Annotated in this window: 18 protein-coding genes; 8 read left to right on the forward strand and 10 right to left on the reverse strand. The window is 72.7% G+C overall.

All coding sequences use genetic code 11. From position 1 onward, the window contains the following. From ACZ6R6_RS39575 to ACZ6R6_RS39585, 3 genes are all read left to right on the forward strand, one after another. Positions 1 to 242, forward strand: a 242-nt coding sequence (locus tag ACZ6R6_RS39575) for a substrate-binding domain-containing protein (RefSeq protein WP_470102068.1), incomplete at its 5' end; no start/stop codon positions are given. Between the two features lie 176 nt (positions 243 to 418). Further along, positions 419 to 1,330, forward strand: coding sequence for a carbohydrate kinase family protein (locus ACZ6R6_RS39580; RefSeq protein ID WP_470102069.1), 912 nt, complete (start codon positions 419 to 421; stop codon positions 1,328 to 1,330). Between the two features lie 177 nt (positions 1,331 to 1,507). Next, positions 1,508 to 2,959, forward strand: a complete 1,452-nt coding sequence (locus ACZ6R6_RS39585; RefSeq protein WP_470102070.1) for an MFS transporter — start codon at positions 1,508 to 1,510, stop codon at positions 2,957 to 2,959. A gap of 1 nt (position 2,960) precedes the next feature. On the opposite strand, the gene ACZ6R6_RS39590 is transcribed toward ACZ6R6_RS39585, so the two are convergent. Then, positions 2,961 to 6,449 (reverse strand): indolepyruvate ferredoxin oxidoreductase family protein, encoded by a 3,489-nt coding sequence (locus tag ACZ6R6_RS39590; protein ID WP_470102071.1) that lies wholly within the window; start codon positions 6,447 to 6,449, stop codon positions 2,961 to 2,963. Positions 6,450 to 6,563: 114 nt separating this feature from the next. On the opposite strand from ACZ6R6_RS39590, the gene ACZ6R6_RS39595 reads away from it, so the two are divergent. Next, the gene (locus ACZ6R6_RS39595) at positions 6,564 to 7,016 is read left to right on the forward strand and encodes an Lrp/AsnC family transcriptional regulator (protein ID WP_470102072.1); all 453 of its coding nucleotides are present in this window, start codon (positions 6,564 to 6,566) and stop codon (positions 7,014 to 7,016) included. On the opposite strand, the gene ACZ6R6_RS39600 is transcribed toward ACZ6R6_RS39595, so the two are convergent. The 3 genes from ACZ6R6_RS39600 to ACZ6R6_RS39610 form a co-directional block, all read right to left on the reverse strand. Further along, on the reverse strand, positions 6,988 to 9,063 hold the full coding sequence (locus ACZ6R6_RS39600; RefSeq protein ID WP_470102073.1) for a SpoIIE family protein phosphatase: 2,076 nt from the start codon (positions 9,061 to 9,063) through the stop codon (positions 6,988 to 6,990). The two genes, ACZ6R6_RS39595 and ACZ6R6_RS39600, sit on opposite strands and share 29 nt — an antisense overlap. A gap of 175 nt (positions 9,064 to 9,238) precedes the next feature. Continuing rightward, entirely contained in the window at positions 9,239 to 9,433 is a 195-nt protein-coding gene (locus ACZ6R6_RS39605) for a DUF397 domain-containing protein (RefSeq protein ID WP_086577970.1), read from the reverse strand. Further along, complete coding sequence (locus tag ACZ6R6_RS39610; RefSeq protein ID WP_306858318.1) at positions 9,424 to 10,248, reverse strand: helix-turn-helix domain-containing protein; 825 nt, start codon at positions 10,246 to 10,248, stop codon at positions 9,424 to 9,426. The genes ACZ6R6_RS39605 and ACZ6R6_RS39610 overlap by 10 nt, the downstream gene beginning before the upstream one ends. Before the next feature lie 175 nt (positions 10,249 to 10,423). Here ACZ6R6_RS39610 and ACZ6R6_RS39615 point away from each other — a divergent pair, with 175 nt between their 5' ends. Continuing rightward, the gene (locus ACZ6R6_RS39615; RefSeq protein ID WP_470102074.1) at positions 10,424 to 10,921 is read left to right on the forward strand and encodes a hypothetical protein; all 498 of its coding nucleotides are present in this window, start codon (positions 10,424 to 10,426) and stop codon (positions 10,919 to 10,921) included. 232 nt (positions 10,922 to 11,153) lie between these two features. Next, positions 11,154 to 12,098 (forward strand): endonuclease/exonuclease/phosphatase family protein, encoded by a 945-nt coding sequence (locus tag ACZ6R6_RS39620; protein ID WP_470102075.1) that lies wholly within the window; start codon positions 11,154 to 11,156, stop codon positions 12,096 to 12,098. A gap of 170 nt (positions 12,099 to 12,268) precedes the next feature. Here ACZ6R6_RS39620 and ACZ6R6_RS39625 read toward each other — a convergent pair whose 3' ends face one another. Further along, positions 12,269 to 12,937: an ATP-binding protein gene (locus tag ACZ6R6_RS39625; RefSeq protein ID WP_470102076.1), complete on the reverse strand. Its 669-nt coding sequence runs from the start codon at positions 12,935 to 12,937 to the stop codon at positions 12,269 to 12,271. Between the two features lie 232 nt (positions 12,938 to 13,169). Next, complete coding sequence (locus ACZ6R6_RS39630) at positions 13,170 to 13,916, reverse strand: DUF917 domain-containing protein (protein WP_470102077.1); 747 nt, start codon at positions 13,914 to 13,916, stop codon at positions 13,170 to 13,172. A gap of 9 nt (positions 13,917 to 13,925) precedes the next feature. Between ACZ6R6_RS39630 and ACZ6R6_RS39635 the strand changes: the two genes are divergently transcribed. Beyond that, on the forward strand, positions 13,926 to 14,030 hold the full coding sequence (locus tag ACZ6R6_RS39635) for a helix-turn-helix domain-containing protein (protein WP_470102078.1): 105 nt from the start codon (positions 13,926 to 13,928) through the stop codon (positions 14,028 to 14,030). Positions 14,031 to 14,049: 19 nt separating this feature from the next. Here the strand turns inward: ACZ6R6_RS39635 and ACZ6R6_RS39640 are convergent, their stop codons facing one another. Further along, positions 14,050 to 14,985 (reverse strand): NADP-dependent oxidoreductase, encoded by a 936-nt coding sequence (locus tag ACZ6R6_RS39640; protein ID WP_470102079.1) that lies wholly within the window; start codon positions 14,983 to 14,985, stop codon positions 14,050 to 14,052. Between the two features lie 114 nt (positions 14,986 to 15,099). On the opposite strand from ACZ6R6_RS39640, the gene ACZ6R6_RS39645 reads away from it, so the two are divergent. After that, the gene (locus tag ACZ6R6_RS39645; RefSeq protein ID WP_470102080.1) at positions 15,100 to 16,080 is read left to right on the forward strand and encodes a GlxA family transcriptional regulator; all 981 of its coding nucleotides are present in this window, start codon (positions 15,100 to 15,102) and stop codon (positions 16,078 to 16,080) included. Positions 16,081 to 16,310: 230 nt separating this feature from the next. On the opposite strand, the gene eda is transcribed toward ACZ6R6_RS39645, so the two are convergent. Genes eda through edd form a run of 3 tightly spaced genes read right to left on the reverse strand, consistent with a single transcriptional unit; the run spans position 16,311 to position 19,814 of the window. After that, on the reverse strand, positions 16,311 to 16,922 hold the full coding sequence (gene eda / locus ACZ6R6_RS39650; RefSeq protein WP_306858336.1) for a bifunctional 4-hydroxy-2-oxoglutarate aldolase/2-dehydro-3-deoxy-phosphogluconate aldolase: 612 nt from the start codon (positions 16,920 to 16,922) through the stop codon (positions 16,311 to 16,313). Continuing rightward, positions 16,919 to 17,875 (reverse strand): glucokinase, encoded by a 957-nt coding sequence (gene glk, locus ACZ6R6_RS39655; RefSeq protein ID WP_470102081.1) that lies wholly within the window; start codon positions 17,873 to 17,875, stop codon positions 16,919 to 16,921. The genes eda and glk overlap by 4 nt, the downstream gene beginning before the upstream one ends. Before the next feature lie 58 nt (positions 17,876 to 17,933). Continuing rightward, entirely contained in the window at positions 17,934 to 19,814 is a 1,881-nt protein-coding gene (gene edd, locus ACZ6R6_RS39660; RefSeq protein WP_470102082.1) for a phosphogluconate dehydratase, read from the reverse strand. Positions 19,815 to 19,881: the final 67 nt, after the last annotated feature.

Consider the following 19,881-nt stretch of genomic DNA (forward strand, 5'->3'; position numbering starts at 1 on the left):
ATCGGGGGTTGTCGGTGCCGGGGGAGGTGTCGGTGGTGGGGTTCGACGACTCGCCGTTGATCGCTTTCACCGATCCGCCGCTGACCACCGTCCGCAAGCCCATCGGCGCGATGGCCTCGGCCGCCGTGGCGACCCTGCTGGAGGAGATCAACGGCATCCGGAGCAGGCACATCGAGCTGATGTTCCAGCCGGAGCTGGTGGTGCGCCGCTCGACCGGCTCCGGGCCGCTGGTCAACCGCTGACGGCGCCCCGGGCGGCCAGGCGGGCGGCACCGGCTGCGCCAACGACTACCGGCCGGCCACCCAGGGGGCGCCAGGTCAGCACCCCCTGGTCCACCCGGACGATCGCCTGAGCGGGTGCGGCCCGCGCCCGCCGGGGCGGGGCGGGCCGCGTCCCGGCGGGGTGCGATCATGGGGCGATGAAGACTGGTCACGACGTCGTCGTCATCGGTGGGACCGGGGTGGACACCACGGCCTACGTGCCCGAGCTGCCCCTGCCGTACGCCGACACCTACGCCGTCCCTCCGGTGATCGACCGGATCGGCAACACCGGTAGCGGTGTCGCGCTCGGCTGCCACTCGCTCGGCCTGAAGGTCAAGCTCGTCGACCTGATCGGCGACGACCCGCAGGGCCGTTTCATCCGGGCCCACATGGAGGCCAAGGGGGTGGAGTTCGACTGGGCTCCGGCCCCCCAGGGCACCCGGCGCAGCGTCCTGCTGGTCGGCCCCGACGGGCGGCGGCTGTCGCTGTTCGACCCGCGTGACGCGCCCGGCGAGCGGCTGCCCAGGGAGCTCTACCTGGCGGCGGTGCGCCAGGCCCGGCACGTGCACGTGTCGCTCACCGGTTTCTCCCGGCACGTCTACCCCGACCTGGAGGGCGGGTCCGTCTCCACCGACCTGCACGACTGGGACGGGGACAACGACTTCCACCGGGACTACGCCTACTCCTCCGACCTGGTCTTCCTGTCGGACACGGCGCTCGGCTCCCGCCGCGAGGCCGTCATGCGCGACATCCTGTCCCGCGGCCGCGCCAGGACCGTGATCTGCACCTCGGGCGCCGAGGGCTGCCACGTCCTCGACGCCGACGGGCTGCGGCACTTCCCCGCCGCCCCGCTGCCCGGCCCGGTGGCCGACAGCAACGGGGCCGGGGACGCGTTCGTCTCCGGCGTCCTGTACGGCCTGCTGTCGGGCCGGTCCCTGGACGACTCCGTCCGGCTGGGCGCCGTCGCGGGCGCGCACGCCTGCACGTCGGTGGGCACCCACGAGAACCCCATCGACGAGCCGTCCCTGCTCAGCCGCGGGGAGGAGCTCGCCCGCCGCCGGCCGTCCTGACGTCCAGCCGGGCCTGACGTCCAGCCGGGCCTGACGTCCCATTCGCCCTGGCGGCCTGCCCGGCCTGCCCGGCCTGGCGGTCTCACCGGGCCGGCGTCTCACCGGGCGGCGTCCTGTCCTGCCCATGGCGATCCGCCGACCGTTACTTTAAGCTATTAATTACTACACTGAGTAGCTATGGGGGCATCGCAGGATCAGATCATCCGGACGCTCATCCCGGCGCGGATCGACCGGCTGCCCTGGTCGCGCTTCCACACCAAGATGGTGGTCGCGCTCGGGGTGGCCTGGGTGCTCGACGGCATGGAGATCACCATCGCCAGCGCCGTCGGCGACGTCCTCCGCGACAGGCAGACGCTCGCCCTGACCTCGGCCGAGGTGGGCTTCGCCGCCACGGTCTACCTGCTCGGCGAGGTCGCGGGCGCGCTGGTGTTCGGACGCCTGTCGGACCGGTTCGGGCGGCGCAAGCTCTTCATCATCACGCTCGGCCTCTATCTCGTCGCCAACGGCATCACCGCGCTCTCCTTCTCCTACTGGTGGCTGCTGATCTTCCGGTTCTTCGCCGGCATGGGCATCGGCGGGGAGTACGCGGCGATCCACTCGGCCATCGACGAGCTCATCCCCGCCCGTTACCGGGGCCGGATCGACCTGGCGGTCAGCGGCACCTACTGGCTGGGCGCCATGATCGGCACCGCGTCCACCTACGTCCTGCTCAACCCCGACCTGTTCCCGGTCGACCTGGGCTGGCGGCTCGGCCTGCTGATCGGCCCGCTCATCGGCCTGGCGATCTGGGGCCTGCGGCGGCACCTGCCGGAGAGCCCGCGCTGGCTGGTCATGCACGGCAGGGAGCGCGAGGGCGAGCTGGCGGTGCGGGAGATCGAGGAGCACGTCCGGGACTCCGGCAAGGAGCTGCCGCCGGTGGACGGGCGCAAGGTCATCGGGATCCGGCCGCACGGCAGGGTCAGCTACCGCGACGTCCTGCGCGTGATCTGCAAGGACTACCCGAAGCGCTCGATCCTCGGCGCCACCCTGATGATCAGCCAGTCGTTCCTCTACAACGCGATCTTCTTCACCTACGTGCTGGTGCTCTCGCAGTTCTACGGGGTGAGCGCCTCGGAGGCGTCGAAATACCTGTTCGCCTTCGCCGTGGGCAACCTGCTCGGCCCGTTCGTCCTGGGGCCGCTGTTCGACACCGTCGGCCGCAAGCCGATGATCTCCTCCACCTACATCACCTCCGGCCTCCTGCTGGCCGTGACCGGCTGGCTGTTCAAGGAGGGCCTGCTCACCGCGACCACCCAGACCCTGCTGTGGTCGGTCATCTTCTTCATCGCCTCCGCCGCGGCCAGCTCCGGCTACCTCACCGTCAGCGAGCTGTTCCCGCTGGAGATCCGGGCGCTGGCCATCGCGGTGTTCTTCGCCGTCGCCCAGACCTTCGGCGCGCTCGGCCCGGCCATCTTCGGCGCGCTGATCGGCGACCAGGCCCACCCCGACCCGACCCGCCTGTTCTACGGCTATCTGGTCGCGGCGGGCATGATGGTGCTGGCCGGGATCGTCACCATCCTGCTCGGGGTCAAGGCGGAGCGGACCTCCCTGGAGGACATCGCCCCGCCCCTGTCCTCGGTCGGGGGGTGACCTACCGGCCGCCGAGCTCGCCGAGCAGCGCGGCCGCCCGCTCCCGGTAGGCCGCCACGTTGCGCAGCTTGACGTGCTCGTAGCCGCGGATCACCTCCGGCAGCTCGGCCAGTTCGCGGACCCGGTCCTCCGTCTCCGGGCGCAGGTGCGAAAGGGCGCGGTGCACGTCGCGGGTGTACTCGGCGACGAGCTCGCGCTCCGTCCTGCGCACCCCGGCCGCGCCGAACGGGTCCAGCCGGGTGCCGCGCAGCCCGCGCATGCCGTACAGCAGGCGGAAGGCGGGGTCGAACCAGGTCCCGAGACGGATCTTGCGGTCCATGCCGAGGGCGCGCAGGACCGGCGGGTGCAGGTTGTAGGAGATCTTCGCCCCGGGGCCGAACTCGGCGGTGACGCGGGCCCGCTCGGCCGGGTCGAGGTGGAGCCGGGCCACCTCGTACTCGTCCTTGTAGGCCATCAGGCGGTGCAGGTGGCGGGCGTAGGCCTCGGTGACCGGCGAGCCTTCCACCGAGTCCGCCACCGACGCCTCCCGCTCCCTGGTGAGGACCGCGCGGACCGCCTCGGCGTAGCGCGTGGCGTAGCGCGGATTCTGGTAGGCGGCGAGGTCGGGCACCCGGATCATCAGGATCCGGTGCAGCTCGGTGCCGGGATCGGCGATCGAGTCGACGAGCGCGGCGATCTCGGGGCTCGGCGGCTGCTCGGCCGGGGCGGCCGAGCCGGTCGCCCGCGCCACGGACTCCGGGTCGGCGGCGACGGCCCGTCCCCAGTGGAAGGCGGCGATCGTCTTCTCTGCGCTCTTGCCGCCGCCCAGGCGGATGGCCCGCTCGATCGCCTCCAGGCTCAGCGGGATGAGCCCGCGCTGCCAGGCCGCGCCGACCACGATCGTGTTGGCCGGCATGTGGTCGCCGAACAGCCGCTGCGCCACGTCCTCGGCGTCGAGGTAGACGTTCAGCTCACGCCGGGTGCGCGACTCCAGCGCGCCGATCGGCGAACCGAGGTCGGTGACGTGCGTGGACGGGTCGAGGACCATGGACCCGGTGGGAACCAGGCTGGTGGAGACCACCGCGACGGTCCGGTCGCGGTCGGCGCCGCGCAGGTGCTTGGGGTCGGTGGCACCGATCAGGTCGAGCGCGAGATAGGCGTCCACGCCGGCCGTGCCGGCCTGCCCGGAGCGGTCACCGTCACCGTCGAAGATCAGGATGTCGGAGACGACCGTGCCGCCCTTCTGGGCCAGGCCGGTCTGGTCGAGCCCGCGCGACTGCCTGCCGTCGAACATCGCGGCGGTGCCGAGGATCTGCGCCACCGACACCACGCCGGTGCCGCCGATGCCCACCAGCCGGATCATCGTCTCCCCGGTGCGGAGCTCGGGCATCGGCGTCGGCGGAGGAGCCGGTACGGCGGTGCGCCTCTTGGTGCCCTTGGCCGGGACGACGGTCAGGAAGGAGGGGCAGTCACCCTCCACGCAGGAGTAGTCCTTGTTGCAGGACGACTGGTGGATCTCGGTCTTGCGGCCGAACTCGGTCTCCACCGGCAGCACCGACAGGCACTCGGACTTCTGCCCGCAGTCGCCGCAGCCCTCGCACACCCGCTGGTTGATCGCCACCCGCCTGACCGGGTCGGGCAGGTCGCCCTTCTTGCGCAGCCGCCGCTTCTCGGCGGCGCACTGCTGGTCGTGGACCAGCACGGTCACCCCGGGGATCGAGGCCAGTTCGCGCTGGGCGTCCTCCAGCGCGGTGCGGTCACGGACCTCGGCGATCCGCGCCAGCCTGACCCCCCGGTAGCGCTCGGGCTCGTCGGTGGTGACGATCACCCGGCGCACCCCTTCCACCTCCAGCCAGCGGGTCAGGTCGGCCACGGCGAGGGACGGAGTGATCACCTGGCCGCCCGTCATGGCGATGGCGCTGTTGTAGAGCAGCTTGTAGGTGATGTTGACGCCCGCGCCCACGGCGGCGCGCACGGCGAGCGAGCCGGAGTGGTGGAAGGTGCCGTCACCCAGGTTCTGGAAGATGTGGGGAGTGTCGGTGAAGGGCGCCTGACCGATCCACTGCGTGCCCTCGCCGCCCATCTGGGTCAGGCCCGTCAGGGTGCCCTTGCCCTCCCGGTTGAGCACCACCATCGTGTGGCAGCCGATTCCCGCGCCGACCGGGGCGCCGTCCGGGACGGCGGTGGAGCGGTTGTGCGGGCAGCCCGAGCAGAAGAACGGGGTGCGCTGGGCGCCGAGCAGCTTCAGTGGTGCCGGGCGGGAGATCACGGCCAGGCCCTCGGCGATCCCGGTGTGATTGTCCAGGCCCTTGCGGCGCAGCCGGAAGGCGATCGCCTTGGCCGCCAGATCGGCGTCGACGCCCCCGGCCCGCGGGATCAGGACGGCGCCGTTCTCGTCGAGCTTGCCGAGGACGCGAGGGGCGTCGACGGTGCCGTACAGGACGTCCTTGACCAGGGTCTCCAGCAGCGGGCCCTTCTCCTCGACGACCATGATCTCTTCCAGGCCGCGGGCGAAGTCCCGGACGATCCCCGGTTCCAGCGGCCAGAGCATACCGATCTTGAGGATGCGGATGCCCAGTTCGGCGGGGTCCACGCCCAGCTTGCGGAACCCCTCGCGCACGTCGTAGTAGGCGGTGCCGGAGGCGACGATGCCGAGCCAGGCGTCCGCGGGGTCCACGGTGATCCGGTTGAGGCCGTTCTCCCTGGCGTAGGCGCGGGCCAGCTCCAGACGCGGACCGACCAGCGTGCGCTCCATCTCCAACGACCAGGGAGTGAGCAGGGTGGCATCCGGCGTGTGCCGGTACGGCCTGCCCTCGTATTCGACGACGGGCATGACGGGGACCACCCGGCCGGCGCCGACGTTGACCGTGCCGGTGCCGTCCATCACGTTGGTGACCGCCTTCACCGCCACCCACAGGCCGCTGGCCCGGGAGGCCGCGATGGCGTGGCGGCCCAGGTCGAGCAGCTCCTGGACGCTGCCGGGATGGACGATCGGCATGCCCAGCGCGGCGAGCGCGCTCTCGGTGGCCGAGGGCAGCGTCGAGGACTTGCAGGTCGGGTCGTCGCCGCAGAAGGCGATCAGGCCCCCGTCGGGGTGGGCGCCGACGAAGTTGCCGTGCCGGAACGCGTCGGCCGCGCGGTCGACGCCGGGGGCCTTGCCGTACCAGACGCCCAGGACGCCCGCCCTGCGCGGCCGGGGGAGCGACGGCACGAGCTGGCTGCCCCAGACGGCGGTGGCGCCCAGCTCCTCGTTCTGGCCCGGCCGGTGCACGACGCCGAGCGGCCCGGTGTGCCGGTGCGAGCGGGCGAGTTCCTGGTCGAAGCCGCCGAGCGGGGAGCCGGGATAGCCCGACACCATCGCGCCCGTGTCGAGGCCGGCGGAGCGGTCGGCGCGCATCTGGTCGAGGATCACGCGGACCAGCGCCTGCGTGCCGGTCATGAAGACCTGGCCCTCGTCGAGGACGTACCGGTCGTCGGGGGTCACCTCGTGGGCGTCGGCGAAGATCGTCATGGCTGTGGTCCCGTCTGTCTGCGCCGCTTCGATTGCCCGCAAGGTTATGTCAGGAGGTGCGAAATCCGATGTCAATATTTATTGCGATTAACGGACTGGTTAGCATCTGTTGCCATGGATGCAACCGATCGCGCAATTCTTGGTCTTCTGCAGGCGGAAGGGCGGCTCAGCAACCTCGAACTCGCCGAGCGGGTACGGCTGACCCCCTCGCCGTGCCTGCGCCGGGTCCGCAATCTTGAGGAGTCGGGGGTGATAACCGGCTACCGCGCCATGGTCGACCCCGCCGCCGTCGGGCGCGGGTTCCAGGTCCTCGCCTACGTCGAGCTGGAGGGACAGGACGCCGAGACCGTCACCGCTTTCGAGGCGGCGGTCATGGAGGTCGAGGACGTGGTCGAGTGCCTGCGCATGTTCGGCCGCCCCGACTACGTGCTGCGGGTCGCGGTGCCAGACATGGACTCCTACAGCCAGCTCTGCCTGGAGAAGCTCGGCCGCCTGCCCGGGCTCGACAAGCTCACCTCTCAGATCGCCATGAAGGCCCTCAAGCCGGGGGGCGTCCTGCCCCTGTGAGCGGCTCGGACGGCAGGCGCACCGCGATCATGGCGATGTCGTCCTTCCCTCCGGCGGTCAGATCGGTCAGCAGTCCTTCGCAGAAGTCCTCCAGCGGCTGCCCGGCGAGCGTCGCCACGTGCCGGCACAGCCGGTCCAGGCTCACGTCGAGGTGCTCGCCCGGGCGCTCGATGAGACCGTCGGTGTACAGCAGCAGCGTGCTGCCCGGCGGCAGCGGCTCGACGGCGCTGGTGCGCGGCCTTTCGCGCAGCACGCCCAGGAGGGGGTTGGCGGCGCCCTCCAGGAAGCGGCCGCGGCCGTCGGGGGTGACCAGCAGGGGCGGCGGGTGCCCGGCGACCGAGTAGCTCAGCTGCCAGCCCTCCTCCGTCCTCTCCAGGCGCGCCAGGACGCAGGTCGCGGTCTCCTCGCCGTAGAGGGTCTCCATGGCCGTGTCCAGGCGCTGCAGGATGTCTCCGACCGGCTCCTCCCGGTCGACGGCCAGCCCTCTGAGCATGTTGCGCAGCTGGCTCATGGTGACGGCGGCCGGCAGGTCGTGGCCGGCCACGTCGCCGATCGTCAGCATGGTGGCGCCGTCGCGGAGCCGGAAGCAGTCGTACCAGTCCCCGCCGACCTCGGCGGCGGCGGGGCTCGGCCGGTAACGGGCGGTGATCTGCAGGCCCGGGACGGCGGGCGGCTCCGGGAGCAGGCTGTGCTGCATGGCCAGCGCCGTGCGCTGCGTGCGCCGGTATTCGATGGCGTTGCTGAAGGGGTCGTGCGCGTGGTCGAGCATCTGGCCTATCAGGGCGACGTCGGAGGTGCTGATCGGGGGGCGTTCCCCGCAGACGGAGGCGGCCACCACCGCCGCCACGGTGCCGTCGACGATGACCGGCACGAGGACCACGCTGTTGGCCGCGGCCGCGACGAGCCACCCCTCGGCCTCCGCCGGCGCGACGCCGGGCGCCGGGGCCCCCGGCGGGAACGTCCGGTGAATGGGGCGGCGGCGCCGTACCGTGCGGGCGAACACGTTGTCGGGGGCGAAGGTCTCCTCGCCGTGCTCGGGCAGCGCGGGCAGGCCGGGCCGGACCGCGGAGGCGACGAGGTGCGCCAGAAGCGGCGCGTGCTCGGGCCGGTCCGGCGAGTGGGGCAGCAGGTAGATGATGCAGCCGTCGGCGAGGTCCGGCACGATCACGTGGGCCAGCGCGGTGAGCATCTCCTCCAGGCGCGTGATGTCGGCGGTGGCGGCGGCGGCCCGGTCGAGCAGCTCCCGGCGCTGGTTCTCCTGCCACTCCTGCTCGATGTCGGTGCAGCTGCCCACCCACTCCACCACGGTGTCGCCCTCCAGCACCGGCACGGCCCGGACGTTGAAGTGCCGGTAGGTGCCGTCGGCGCGGCGTATCCGGTGGACGTGCTCCCACAGGGGCGGCACCTCCCGGGCCGCCCGGGACCACGACTGGACGGTCGGCCCGCGGTCGTCGGGGTGGACGGCCTCCAGCCACCCCTCCTGCCTGAACTCCTCCCACGACTGCCCGGTCACCTTCTCCCAGCCCGGGCTCGGCTCGATGACACTGCCGTCGGGCGCGGTCACCCAGACCATCTCCGCGCCGACGCTGCCCAGCTTCCGGTAGCGCTGGAGCAGGCGGCCCTGCTCCTCGGCGAGGGCCTTGATCCGCCGCGCGGCGGTGACCTGCTCGGTGACCTCCACCGACACCAGCAGCACCCCGCGCTCGTCGCCGCCGAGAGAGATCTCCGAGAGGCTGAAGGTGAAGAAACGCTCCTGCGGGCCGGTGTCGGCGTAGTCGATGGCCACCGAGGCCTCGGTGACGGTCACCGGCTCCCCGGTGCTCAGGACCTGGTCCAGCAGGCCGAAGTAGTAGTCCCGTTCGACGTGATCGCTGAACGCCTCGCGCGCGAGGGTCCTGATCGACCTGTCACCGAAGACCGACCGGTAGACGGCATTGGCGTAGACCAGCCGGTGGTCTCGCACACTGCTCACCGACACCCCGACAGGGGCCGGATCGAACACCTCCAGCCCCAGCCCGCTGGCCCTCTCCTGCCGGGCAGCTCTCATCGTGCCTTCCCTGGCCAGACCCTCCGTGCGCACCGGCGTCGAGCTCTGCCTGGCGCACTTCCCCTGAATGAGTCGCATACCCAAACAGTTCGGGCTTGTATCCACGATGGGTGCCGCCGGGGTGGAAGATCTACGCTACGCCCGCAGGAGCGACCTCACCACGCGGTGGACGGCCCTAGAGCGAGCCGCCCTTGATGCGGGTCAGGAAGGTGGCCCACACCTCCGGGGAGAACAGCAGCGCGGGACCGTCAGGGTTCTTGCTGTCGCGGACGGCGACGACGCCGGGGAGGTTGACGGCCACCTCGACGCACTCACCACCGTTGCCGTTGCTGCGGCTGCTCTTGCGCCACCGGGCACCGGTCAGATCCATGAACTCATCCTCTTCTCGATAAAGGCCGCCGAGGCGGCCTGCGGGAGTGCCCAGGAACGCAATGCGTCGAACTGGGCCGACAGGGGGTCGACCCGGGCCGGATCGGTCAGGAGCTGCGCGTTCTCCGCGTTCTCCATGTAGACCACGTCGGGCGCCCCTTTGAAGGAGAGGACCAACATGGGTCCGGCCAGCCCGGGGTAGGCCCCCACCTCGAACGGGATCACCTGAAGGGTGACCCGTGGCCGCGCGGTCGCCTCCAGGAGGTGCTCGAGCTGCTCTCGCATCACCCGGGCACCGCCGATGGGGCGCGCCAGCACGGCCTCGTCCAGCAGGACGAAGAGAATCGGCGGATCGGGCCGGTCCAGCAGCCGTTGCCGCTGCATCCGCACCGTCACCATCTCCTCCACCTGCTCGACGGTGTCGAACGGCCGACCCGAGCGGGTCAGCGTCCGTGCGTAGTCCTCGGTCTGCAGCAGCCCCGGCACCACCGCGAGCTGGTAGTTGCGCAGGGTGCGCGCCTCCCACTCCAGCTCGAACAGTGAGCGGACCCAGGCGGGCGAGGACTCCCGGCCGATCAGCGGCCAGAGCTTGACGAGCGTTCCGCCGGTCTCCAGCACCTCGTCGCATCTCTGCGCGAACTTCCTGGTCGGAGCACGCATGGCGGTCTCGACCAGGCCCACCAGCGAGGTGGAGTAAGTCGTCCGCTTGGCGAGCTCCTGCTGGCTCCAGCCCATGGCCTCTCGCAGCCGGCGCAGCTCGGAACCCCAGTAGGCCATGACACTGGCACTGGGATCCAGCTCGTTTGGGGCGGGCATGGGGGCTCCCGTCCTTTCGGGTCCTACATGTGTCGGGGTGGGTCCCACAGCGGACCCCAACCGAGATGCATGTGTCTCTTAGTAATCGGACACCTACCGAAAGTAATCATCCCACGGCACCCTGGGATTGGGAAACGGTCTGCCGTTTTCATCGAACGCCGAGAGGAGGTGGGCAGTGGCGAACCTCCGAGGTGTGCTCGCGGAGACGCCCGCCGTTCACGCCGCGTGTCTGCTCCGTGACGAACTGGCGCGGCACGGCGTCGAGGGCGACGTCCACGACGGCTACGGCCTGGCCCTGGTGTCCGTCTGGGCCGACCTGGTGGTCTGGACGGACGGCGTGGTCTACCGCTGGTGGACCGGGCGCCTGTCGCCGAGGACCAGGCAGCGGCTCTACGCCGTCTACAGCCTGGACAGCCCGGCCGCCGTGGCCCGCGTGGTGGCGCTGCGCTACGCCGAGCTGAGGGAGTGCCATCCGCGCTCCGGGTTGATCGCCGAGGCGCTCCGCGCCCGGCCCTACGGGAGGGAAGAGGGGCTGGCCGGCCTGCTCCGCCCGGTGGCCGAGCCGGCCGGCCTGCTCCATCCGGCCGCCGAGCCGGCCGGGTGCGACGACCGGGCGTGCGTGGTCCCGGCGTCCCCGGCCGCCCAGCCGCTGGACGCCGTGCCCGGCCGGTGAGGGGGAGCGGCCGCCGGGGTGCGGGGGCGGGAAGGCGCGGGGTGCGGGGGCGGCGGCCGGGGAGCGGGAAGGTGGAGGAGATCGCCGGGCGACGGTAAAATCGTCCGCCAGGCACAGGCATGTCGGCCCCTCCGACACCGCAAGCCTCCTCGCCGTATCCGCCGACGCCGTGATGAACTGCTTCGGTGAAGGGCGCCGGGACCCGCAGCCGCCGAAGGGATCTCTCATCATCATGTCGCCGCGGTTCCGAGGCGGGCTGACAGCGGTCGCGGGTGTGCTGGTCGCTCTCGTCCTGGCGGGGCACCGGCAGCTGCCCAACTGGCGGGGCCTGGGCAACACGCTCGACAGCGGCCTGCCCTGGCTGGGCCTGGCGGTCCCGGCCCTGGCGCTGGCCGCCCTCGCCCGCTGGTCGTGGCTTGCGCTGACCGGGGTGATGATCCCGGCCATGATGTGGGCGGCGATCTTCGGGCCCGCGTTCGTCCGCACCGCCGGCGCCGGCCCGCGGGACCTGCGCGTGGTCCACCAGAACGTCAGCTACGCCAACGGCGACCTGGTGGCGACGGCCAGGGCGCTGCGGGCCGCCGACGCGGACATCCTCGTGGCCGCGGAGATCCCCGACGACCCCGCGCCGGCCGACGGAGCGGTCGACTCCGCCTTCGTCCGGGAGATCAACCCCGGCTACCCCCACCGCTTCCCCGGCAACCCGGGTGTGGCGGTGTGGAGCAGATATCCCTTCGAGGGCCTTCCGAGGCCGGTGCCCGGGGTGCTGCGCGCACAGCAGGCGATCATCGACACGCCACAGGGCCCGGTCAGCCTCTACGCGGTGCACCTGGCCTCCTTCCGCCCCTACCGGCCGTCGGTCATCGCCAACCGCAACGCCGAGGTGGAGGCCCTGGCCCGCGCGGTCCAGGCGGACCCCAGCCCCCGGATCATCGTCGTCGGCGACCTGAACACCGCCACCACCGACCGGGAGCTGGGCCGCCTCACCGCGCTGCTGTCGCCGGTGTCGGAGCAGGCCGGCACCGGCCTGCAGTTCACCTGGCCCGCCGCCTGGCCCGCCGTCCGCCTGGACCACGTGCTCACCCGGGGTTTCACCGGCCTCGACAGCCGGGTGCTGCCGGAGTCGGGCAGCGACCACCGCGCGATCCTCGCCGACCTGAGGGTCTCCGCCCGCTGACCGCACCGGCCTGCGGGCCGGGCCCGTTCACCGATGTCCGCGGCAGGGTCCGTGCTCCTGCGGATCGCCGCCCGATCGGTATCCATCTGCCGTTGTCCGCTCGGACGGCCCGTCCGAGCGGCGACGACGGTGGACAGGCCGGCCCGGCGGGCCACGAGGTGGGACGGCTCCTAGCGGTGCTCTTCCCGCCGCGGGTCCGGCAGCCGGTCGAACCGGATGGCGCCCAGCAGGTCCGCCGCCGGGCGGTCCAGCACGGTGACGCCCGCGGCCGGGGGGAGGGAGCCGCCGCGGGCGCGGGCGACGAGCACCCGCCAGCGCCGGCAGTGCCGGGCGAAGCCGGTGGCGGTGACGACCCGGCCGCGGGACAGCTGCCCCGCGCGCGCGACCCCCGGCTCGACGTCCAGCAGGATCAGGTGGACCTCGCTGCCGACCCGGCGGGTCAGCCAGGCGAAGCCGTACAGGATGTGCGGCCAGGTGCCCCGGGTGTGCGCGACGACGCCGTGCCCGCGCAGCAGCGCCCGCGCGATCCGCGACACATGGGTGGCGTGCACGATCGGGGTGCGGATCCGCGGCGGGACCGGGCCGAGGTAGCGTGCCCACCAGTTGCGGGACTGCCGCGAGTCGATCACCCGCACCGCGCCGGCCCGGACCGGTGCCCGCTCGTCGCCGCGCAGTCCGTACAGCCGGTCCAGCAGGGTGCTCTTGCCCGCCCCGGGCAGCCCGGCGAGCAGCACCAGCGACCCGGGGGGATAGCTCAGCTCACCGGCGGGGACCGTCTCCGGCCGGAGCGGACCGGCGGGGGCCGGACCGGAGGTCGGAAGCGGTCTGTCAGCCGGCATGGGGGCTCCTCGAATGCGCTGGGCCATTCGAGGTCTCCTTCACCCGCACCTCGCGGGCGACCGTCCGGGGACGCCGTGGGGCGTCCGTACTGACCGGACCGGTTCTTGGGAAGTACTCCCCTCGTCCCTACAGGTTAGGCGACCGCGGCGTGCCGCTCTACCCATCCGGCCGGATCCACCGGATCCGGCGGCCCGCCCCGGCGGCCCGTTCGGGCCGCGGGCGGCGCCGGCCCTACCCCCGCACGCCGGCCAGGGGCACGTGATCGCAGTCGTAGCCGAAGTAGCGCGGCCCGGCCAGCGCCAGCCCGGCGGGGGTGGTCCACCGGGGGTCACAGGGCGCCGCGACCACCGTGACGCGCAGGCCGTACCGCATGGCCTCGGTGGTGACCGGCTCGCCGGTGTCGGTGTCCAGGACACAGATCAGGTCCGGGGTGGTCGCGACGGTGGCGCCGTCCCGCACGGCCAGCAGGTGCTCGTTCTGGAAGCTCAGCTCCAGGACGCCGTCCGGGCCCTCCAGCCGGGCGCGGCCCCGGGCGAAGCCGCCGGTGGTGCGGCGCTCCACGTCGACGACCTTGCCGCTGAGCAGGCGCACGCCCTCCAGCAGCCGCCTGGCCGCCTCCACCGGGTCGGAGTGCCCGGCCCGCGCCAGCCGTACGGCCCGGCCCAGATCCTCCGCCAGCGTGAGCGTCGCCGGGACCAGCCCGTCGCGGAGCTGGTCGCCGCGGAGCACGGTGTCGGCGCAGGAGACCTGGCAGCCCATCTCCACGCAGGCCGCCCGGGCGATCTTCTCCGACCACCGGTTGGAGACCGCGTCGACGACCAGGGTGTTGCCCTTGTCGTCGGCCAGGGCCATCGGGGTGGTCGAGACGCCGATCAGCGTGGGCAGCACCATCTGGGCCTCGGGGAAGGCCCGGCCCATGGCGTCCCCGTCGACCACCAGGGCTCGCCCGCCCGGGTCGCCGAGGAGCTCCACCTGCACCGCAACGCCGTGAGCCAGCGGATCCGGCGCATCGAGGACCTCCTCCACACCGATCTCGGCGACCCCCAGCAGCGTCTGGCCCTGCAGCTCGCCTGCCGGGCGGCCCGGATCTGAGCGTGGCCGGCGCGGACCGTCAGCCGGCGACGGTGAGGACGATCTTTCCGGCCGTCCGGCCGCTCTCGCCGATCTCGTGGGCCTTGGCCGCCTGCTCGAGCGGCAGGACCGTGTCGATCTCGGCGCGCAGCTGCCCCGCCTCGACGAGCTCCGCGATCGCCTTCATCCCCGCGTGGTCGGGTTCGACGATCGTGAACCCGGCCCGCAGGCCGAGCTTGTCCGCCTCGGCCGCCAGATACGCCTCAGCCGGTGAGGCGAGCGACACGACGATGCCGCCGCCGCGCAGGGTCCGCAGCGAGCGCGGCCCGTAGTCGCCTCCGATGGTGTCGATCACGATGTCGATGTCGCCGACCGCCGACGCGAAGTCGACCTGCGTGTAGTCGACGACCTCGTCGGCCCCGAGGGCGCGGACGAAGGCGTGCTTGGCCGAGCGGGCGGTGCCGACGACGTACGCGCCGCGTGCCTTGGCGATCTGGACGGCCAGGTGGCCGACGCCGCCCGCCGCGGCGTGGATCAGCACGCGCTGGCCGGGCCGTACGTCGGCGGTGTCCACCAGCGACTGCCAGGCGGTGAGCGCGGCCAGCGGCAGCGCGGCGGCCTCCACGTGGGAGAGGCCGGCCGGCTTGCGGGCCAGGTGCCGCGCCGGGGAGGTCACGTACTCCGCGTAGGTGCCCGCCGCCTGCGGCAGGCGCGGCATGCCGAACACCTCGTCGCCGGGCCTGAACACGGTCACGCCGAGACCGACGGCCTCGACCACGCCGGACACGTCCCATCCCAGCCTGACCGGCGAGCCGCCCAGCAGCCCCCCGGTGGCCCGGTGCCACCGGTCGGTCGGGTTGACCCCGGCCGCGTGGACCCGGATGAGCACCTCCGAGATCCCGGGCTCCGGGCGGTCCACCTCCACCATCTTCAACACCTCGGGTCCGCCGAGCGAGTCCTGGCCGATGGCGCGCATAGTCGTCGTTCCTTTGCTCTCGGGTGATCGCCTGTGTGGCGTACGGCCAACGTTGCCGCAGCCGGCCGGTCCCCTACGAGTGGCCAGATAGCCAATATGTGAAAGAATCTGGCCATGCATCGCGTTGTCGTACTGGCCCTTGAGGGTGTCTATCCGTTCGAGCTGAGCATCCCGGTCCGGATCTTCGGCACCGCGGTCGGGAAGGACGGCGAGCCGCTCTACGAGGTGATCACCTGCAGTCTCGACGGCGGCCCGGTGAGAACCGACGCCGACTTCACCGTCGCCGTGGAGCACGGGGTCGAGGCTTTCGAGACGGCGGACACCCTGGTGATCCCCCCGTTCGTCTGCGGCCCGGTGGAACCCAGGGACCGGCTCCCCGAGCCGCTGGCCGAGGCGTTCACCCGCCTCCGGCGGGGCACCCGCATCGTGTCGATCTGCACCGCCTCATACGTCCTCGCCGCCGCGGGTCTGCTCGACGGCCGCCCGGCGACCACGCACTGGAACGACGCCGGCCACTTCCAGCGGACGTTCCCGCGGGTCAAGCTCGATCCGGACGTGCTGTTCGTCGACGACGGCGACGTGCTCACCGCGGCGGGGGTCGCCGCCGGCATCGACCTGTGCCTGCACATCGTGCGCCGCGACCACGGCAGCGAGGTCGCCAACTGGGTGGCCCGCCGCTGCGTCGTGCCACCCTGGCGTGAGGGGGGCCAGGCGCAGTTCATCGAGCGCCCGGTGCCCGAGCCGTCGGCGGCCACCACCTCCGCGACCCGCGCGTGGGCGCTCGAGCGGCTCGACCGGCCGCTCTCGCTGTCCGAGCTGGCCGGCCACGCGCGGATGAGCGTCCGCACCTTCTCCCGGCGCTTCCGCGACGAGGTGGGGATGACCCCCGGCCAGTGGCTGGCCCGGCAGCGTGTCGAGCACGCGCGCCGCCTGCTGGAGACCACGGACCTGCCGGTGGACCGCATCGCCGCCGAAGCGGGCTTCGGGACCGCCGCCTCGCTGCGCCAGCACCTGGCCGCCACGATCGGCGTGTCACCCATGGCCTACCGCCATACGTTCCGCGCCGGCGACCAGACGCCGATCACGCACCGGTGAGCGCGCGGCGCCGACCGGACGGAAGGCCGAAGACAGGGAAGGCCCATGGCGCCGGGTAAGGCGGCCATGGGCCGGGTCCCATGAGCGTCACACCGGGTCACGGTGACTCATGGCGCACGCGGACCTAGGGAGGAGACGGCCCGCCTGCGAGTTCGAGAGGCCGGGCGTGCCCGTGCCGGGGGGCTCCGATGGAGCGCGCCTCGGCCGGGCACGGCCCGGTGGAGAGCGGGCTAGCGGAGCGCGGCCGCCTCGGCGGCCAGCTTCTCGATCCGCGCGTAGTCACCGGTGGCCAGCGCGTCGGCGGGGGTGAGCCAGCTTCCGCCCACGCAGCCGACGTTGGGCAGCGCCAGGTAGCCGGGGGCCGTGGAGAGCTTGATCCCGCCTGTCGGGCAGAACCGCACGTCGGGCAGCGGGCCGCCGAGCGACTTCAGGTACGGCAGGCCACCGGCGGCCTCGGCCGGGAAGAACTTCATCTCCGTCAGCCCGCGCTCGGCCAGGGCCATGACCTCCGACGCGGTCGCCACACCGGGCAGGAACGGCACGCCGCTCGCCTCCATGGCGTCCACCAGCTTCGGCGTGCTGCCCGGGCTGACCAGGAACCCGGCGCCGGCCGCCACGGAGGCCGCCACGTCGGCCGGGGTACGGATGGTCCCGGCGCCGATCACCGCGTCGGGCACCTCGGCGGCGATCCGCTCGATGGCCTGCAGGGCGTCGGCCGTGCGGAGGGTCACCTCGATCACCGGCAGACCGCCCGCCACCAGGGCGCGCGCCATGGGCACCGCGGCCTCCAGGTCGTCGATCACGACGACCGGGACGACCGGGGCGATGTCCAGCAGACTCATACATACTCCATGTTCGACAGGCGCTGGTTCAACCAGGCCGCCGCGCCGACCAGCGCGGGCTGGGGGGCCACGATCAGGGTCGTGGCGATGGCGGACAGATAGTCGGTCAGGGTCGGGGTGGCCTCGAACCGGCGGCGGAAGTCGCTGGCACGGACCCGCTCCACGATACGGGGCAGCACGCCGCCGCCCAGATAGACGCCGCCACGGGCGCCCAGGGTCAGTGCGACGTTCCCGGCGAAGGTGCCGAGCATCCCGCAGAAGACCTCGATGGTCTCGGTGCACAGCGAGTCGTCCAGCCGGGCCACGATGTCCGAGGCGGACAGCCGCGGCGCGTCCACGCCGTGCACCAGCGCGAGACCGTGGTGCAGCCGGGTCAGTCCAGGCCCCGACAGCAGGTGCTCGGCCACCACGTGGGTCAGCCCCTCGGCGCGCAGCGCCTGGACGATCGCGTGGTCGCGCTCGTCCAGGACCGGCACGGTGACGTGCCCGCCCTCGCCGGGGACCGGCACCCAGCCCTCGGCCGCGGGCACCAGGCCGCCCACGCCGAGGCCCGTCCCCGGGCCCAGCACGGCCTTGACCCCGCGCGAGGGCTCGGGGCCGCCCAGGGAGACCAGGTCGTCACCCTCCAGATGCGGCAGCGACGCCGCCAGGGCCTCGAAGTCGTTGAGCAGCTCGACGTGGGGGATCCCCAGGTCGAGCACCGAACCGGACCAGCCGGCGTTGGTGAGCCGGTAGCGGTCGCCCTCCACCGGCCCGGCGATCGCGATGCAGGCCGCTCCCGGCTGAACTCCGCCCGCATGTTCTGCGAGATAGGCGGCTACGGCTTCGGGGAGCCCGTCGTGATCCGCTCCGGCCAGTACGGCCACCGCCTCCGGCTGCCCGCCGGGCTCGGTGACCAGTGCGAACCGGGCGTTGGTGCCGCCGATGTCGGCGACGAGCCAGGGAAGGCTCACCGGGCCTCCTTCTCCGCCGCGTCCGTGGACGAGAGGGCGCGCCCGCCGTGCCGCCCGCTCACGCCGGGACCCCGTCCGCGGCGGCGCGGGCGACGGCCTCCGCCTCGCCGTTCAGGGCGAAGATCCCGGCGCCGCGCTCGGCGGGGCCCGCCGTACGGCGGAAGGCGGCGAACAGCTCGCGGCCGGTGCCCACCCACTGTGCGTCGGTGAGCGGCGCCCCCTGCGGCGTGCGGGCGGCCAGCTCCTCGGCCGGGACCAGCAGCTCCAGGGTGCCCGCGGTGGAGTCGAGGCGGATCGGGTCACCGTCGCAGACCAGCGCGATCGGGCCGCCGTGGGCGGCCTCGGGCGACAGGTGGATGGCGGCGGGGACCTTGCCCGACGCGCCGGACATGCGGCCGTCGGTGACGATCGCCACCCGCTGCCCCCGGTCCAGCAGCACCGACAGCGGCGGGGTGAGCTTGTGCAGCTCCGGCATGCCGTTCGCGCTCGGCCCCTGGTAGCGGATGACCGCCACGAAGTCCTGCCCGTCCAGCTCGCCCGCCTCGAAGGCGCGCAGCAGCTCCAGCTGGTCGTCGAAGACCTTCGCCGGAGCCTCGATGACCAGGTGTTCGTCCTTGACCGCGGAGACCTTGCTGACCGCGCAGCCCAGGTTGCCGTTGAGCATGTGGATGCCGCCGTCGGGGGAGAAGGCGTCCGAGACGGGACGGAGCACGTCCAGGTCGGTGCTGCCGCCGGTGCGCTCCGCCCAGACCAGCTCGCCGTCCTTGAGCTCGACGGAGGAGCGGTAGTGGTCCAGGCCGTGCCCGGCGACCGTCAGCACGTCGCGGTGGAGCAGCCCGGCGTCCAGCAGGTCGCCGATGAGCACCTGCATGCCGCCCGCGGCCTGGAAGTGGTTCACGTCCGCCTGCCCGTTGGGGTACATGCGGGTGAGCAGCGGCACCACCTTCGACAGCGCGGCCAGGTCGTCCCAGAGCAGGTTGATGCCGGCCGCCGCGGCGATGGCGACGATGTGCATGGTGTGGTTGGTCGAGCCGCCGGTGGCCAGCAGCGCCACGCAGGCGTTGACGACCGCCTTCTCGTCGACGACCCGGCCCACGGGGGTGTACTCGTCGCCGTGCGCGGTCAGCTCCACCGCCCGCCTGCCCGCCGCCTCCGTCAGGGCCTCGCGCAGTTCGGTGCGCGGGTTGACGAAGGTCGAGCCGGGCAGGTGCAGGCCCATGACCTCGATCATGACCTGGTTGGAGTTGGCGGTGCCGTAGAAGGTGCAGGTGCCGGGGGAGTGGTAGGACTTCGACTCGGCGTCGAGCAGCTCTCCCTTGCCGACCTTGCCCTCGGCGAACAGCTGCCGGGTGCGGGCCTTGACCTTGTTGGGCAGGCCGGAGGTCATCGGCCCGGCCGGCACGAACACCGCCGGCAGGTGACCGAAGTGCAGCGCGCCGATCAGCAGGCCCGGCACGATCTTGTCGCAGACGCCGAGCATGAGCGAGGCGTCGAACATGTCGTGCGAGAGCGCGATCGCGGTGGCCATCGCGATGACCTCGCGGCTGTAGAGCGACAGCTCCATGCCCGCGCGGCCCTGCGTGATGCCGTCGCACATGGCGGGCACGCCGCCGGCGAACTGCGCGACGCCGCCGGCCTTGCGGACGGCCGCCTTGAGCGTCGCCGGATAGGTCTCGTACGGCTGGTGCGCCGACAGCATGTCGTTGTAGCTCGACACGATCGCCACGCCGGGCTTGACGTTGGCGCGCAGGTCGAGCTTGTCGGCCTGGCCCGCGGCCGCGAAGCCGTGGGCCAGGTTGGCGCAGCCCAGGCTGGCCCGGGCCGGCCCGCGCCGGCGGGCCTCCTCGGCCTCGGCGTCGAGCCGTGCCAGGTAGGCGGTACGGCTGGCGCGGCTACGTTCGATCAGGCGGTCGGTGATCTCCTGGATGACGGGGTTCATCCGGCCTCCTCCGTCGTTGTCGGGTCGGTCTGCGTGTCCTGCTGTGGTCGTCCGGTCCTCGTGGGCG

The organism is Streptosporangium sp. NPDC048886, from assembly GCF_055586905.1.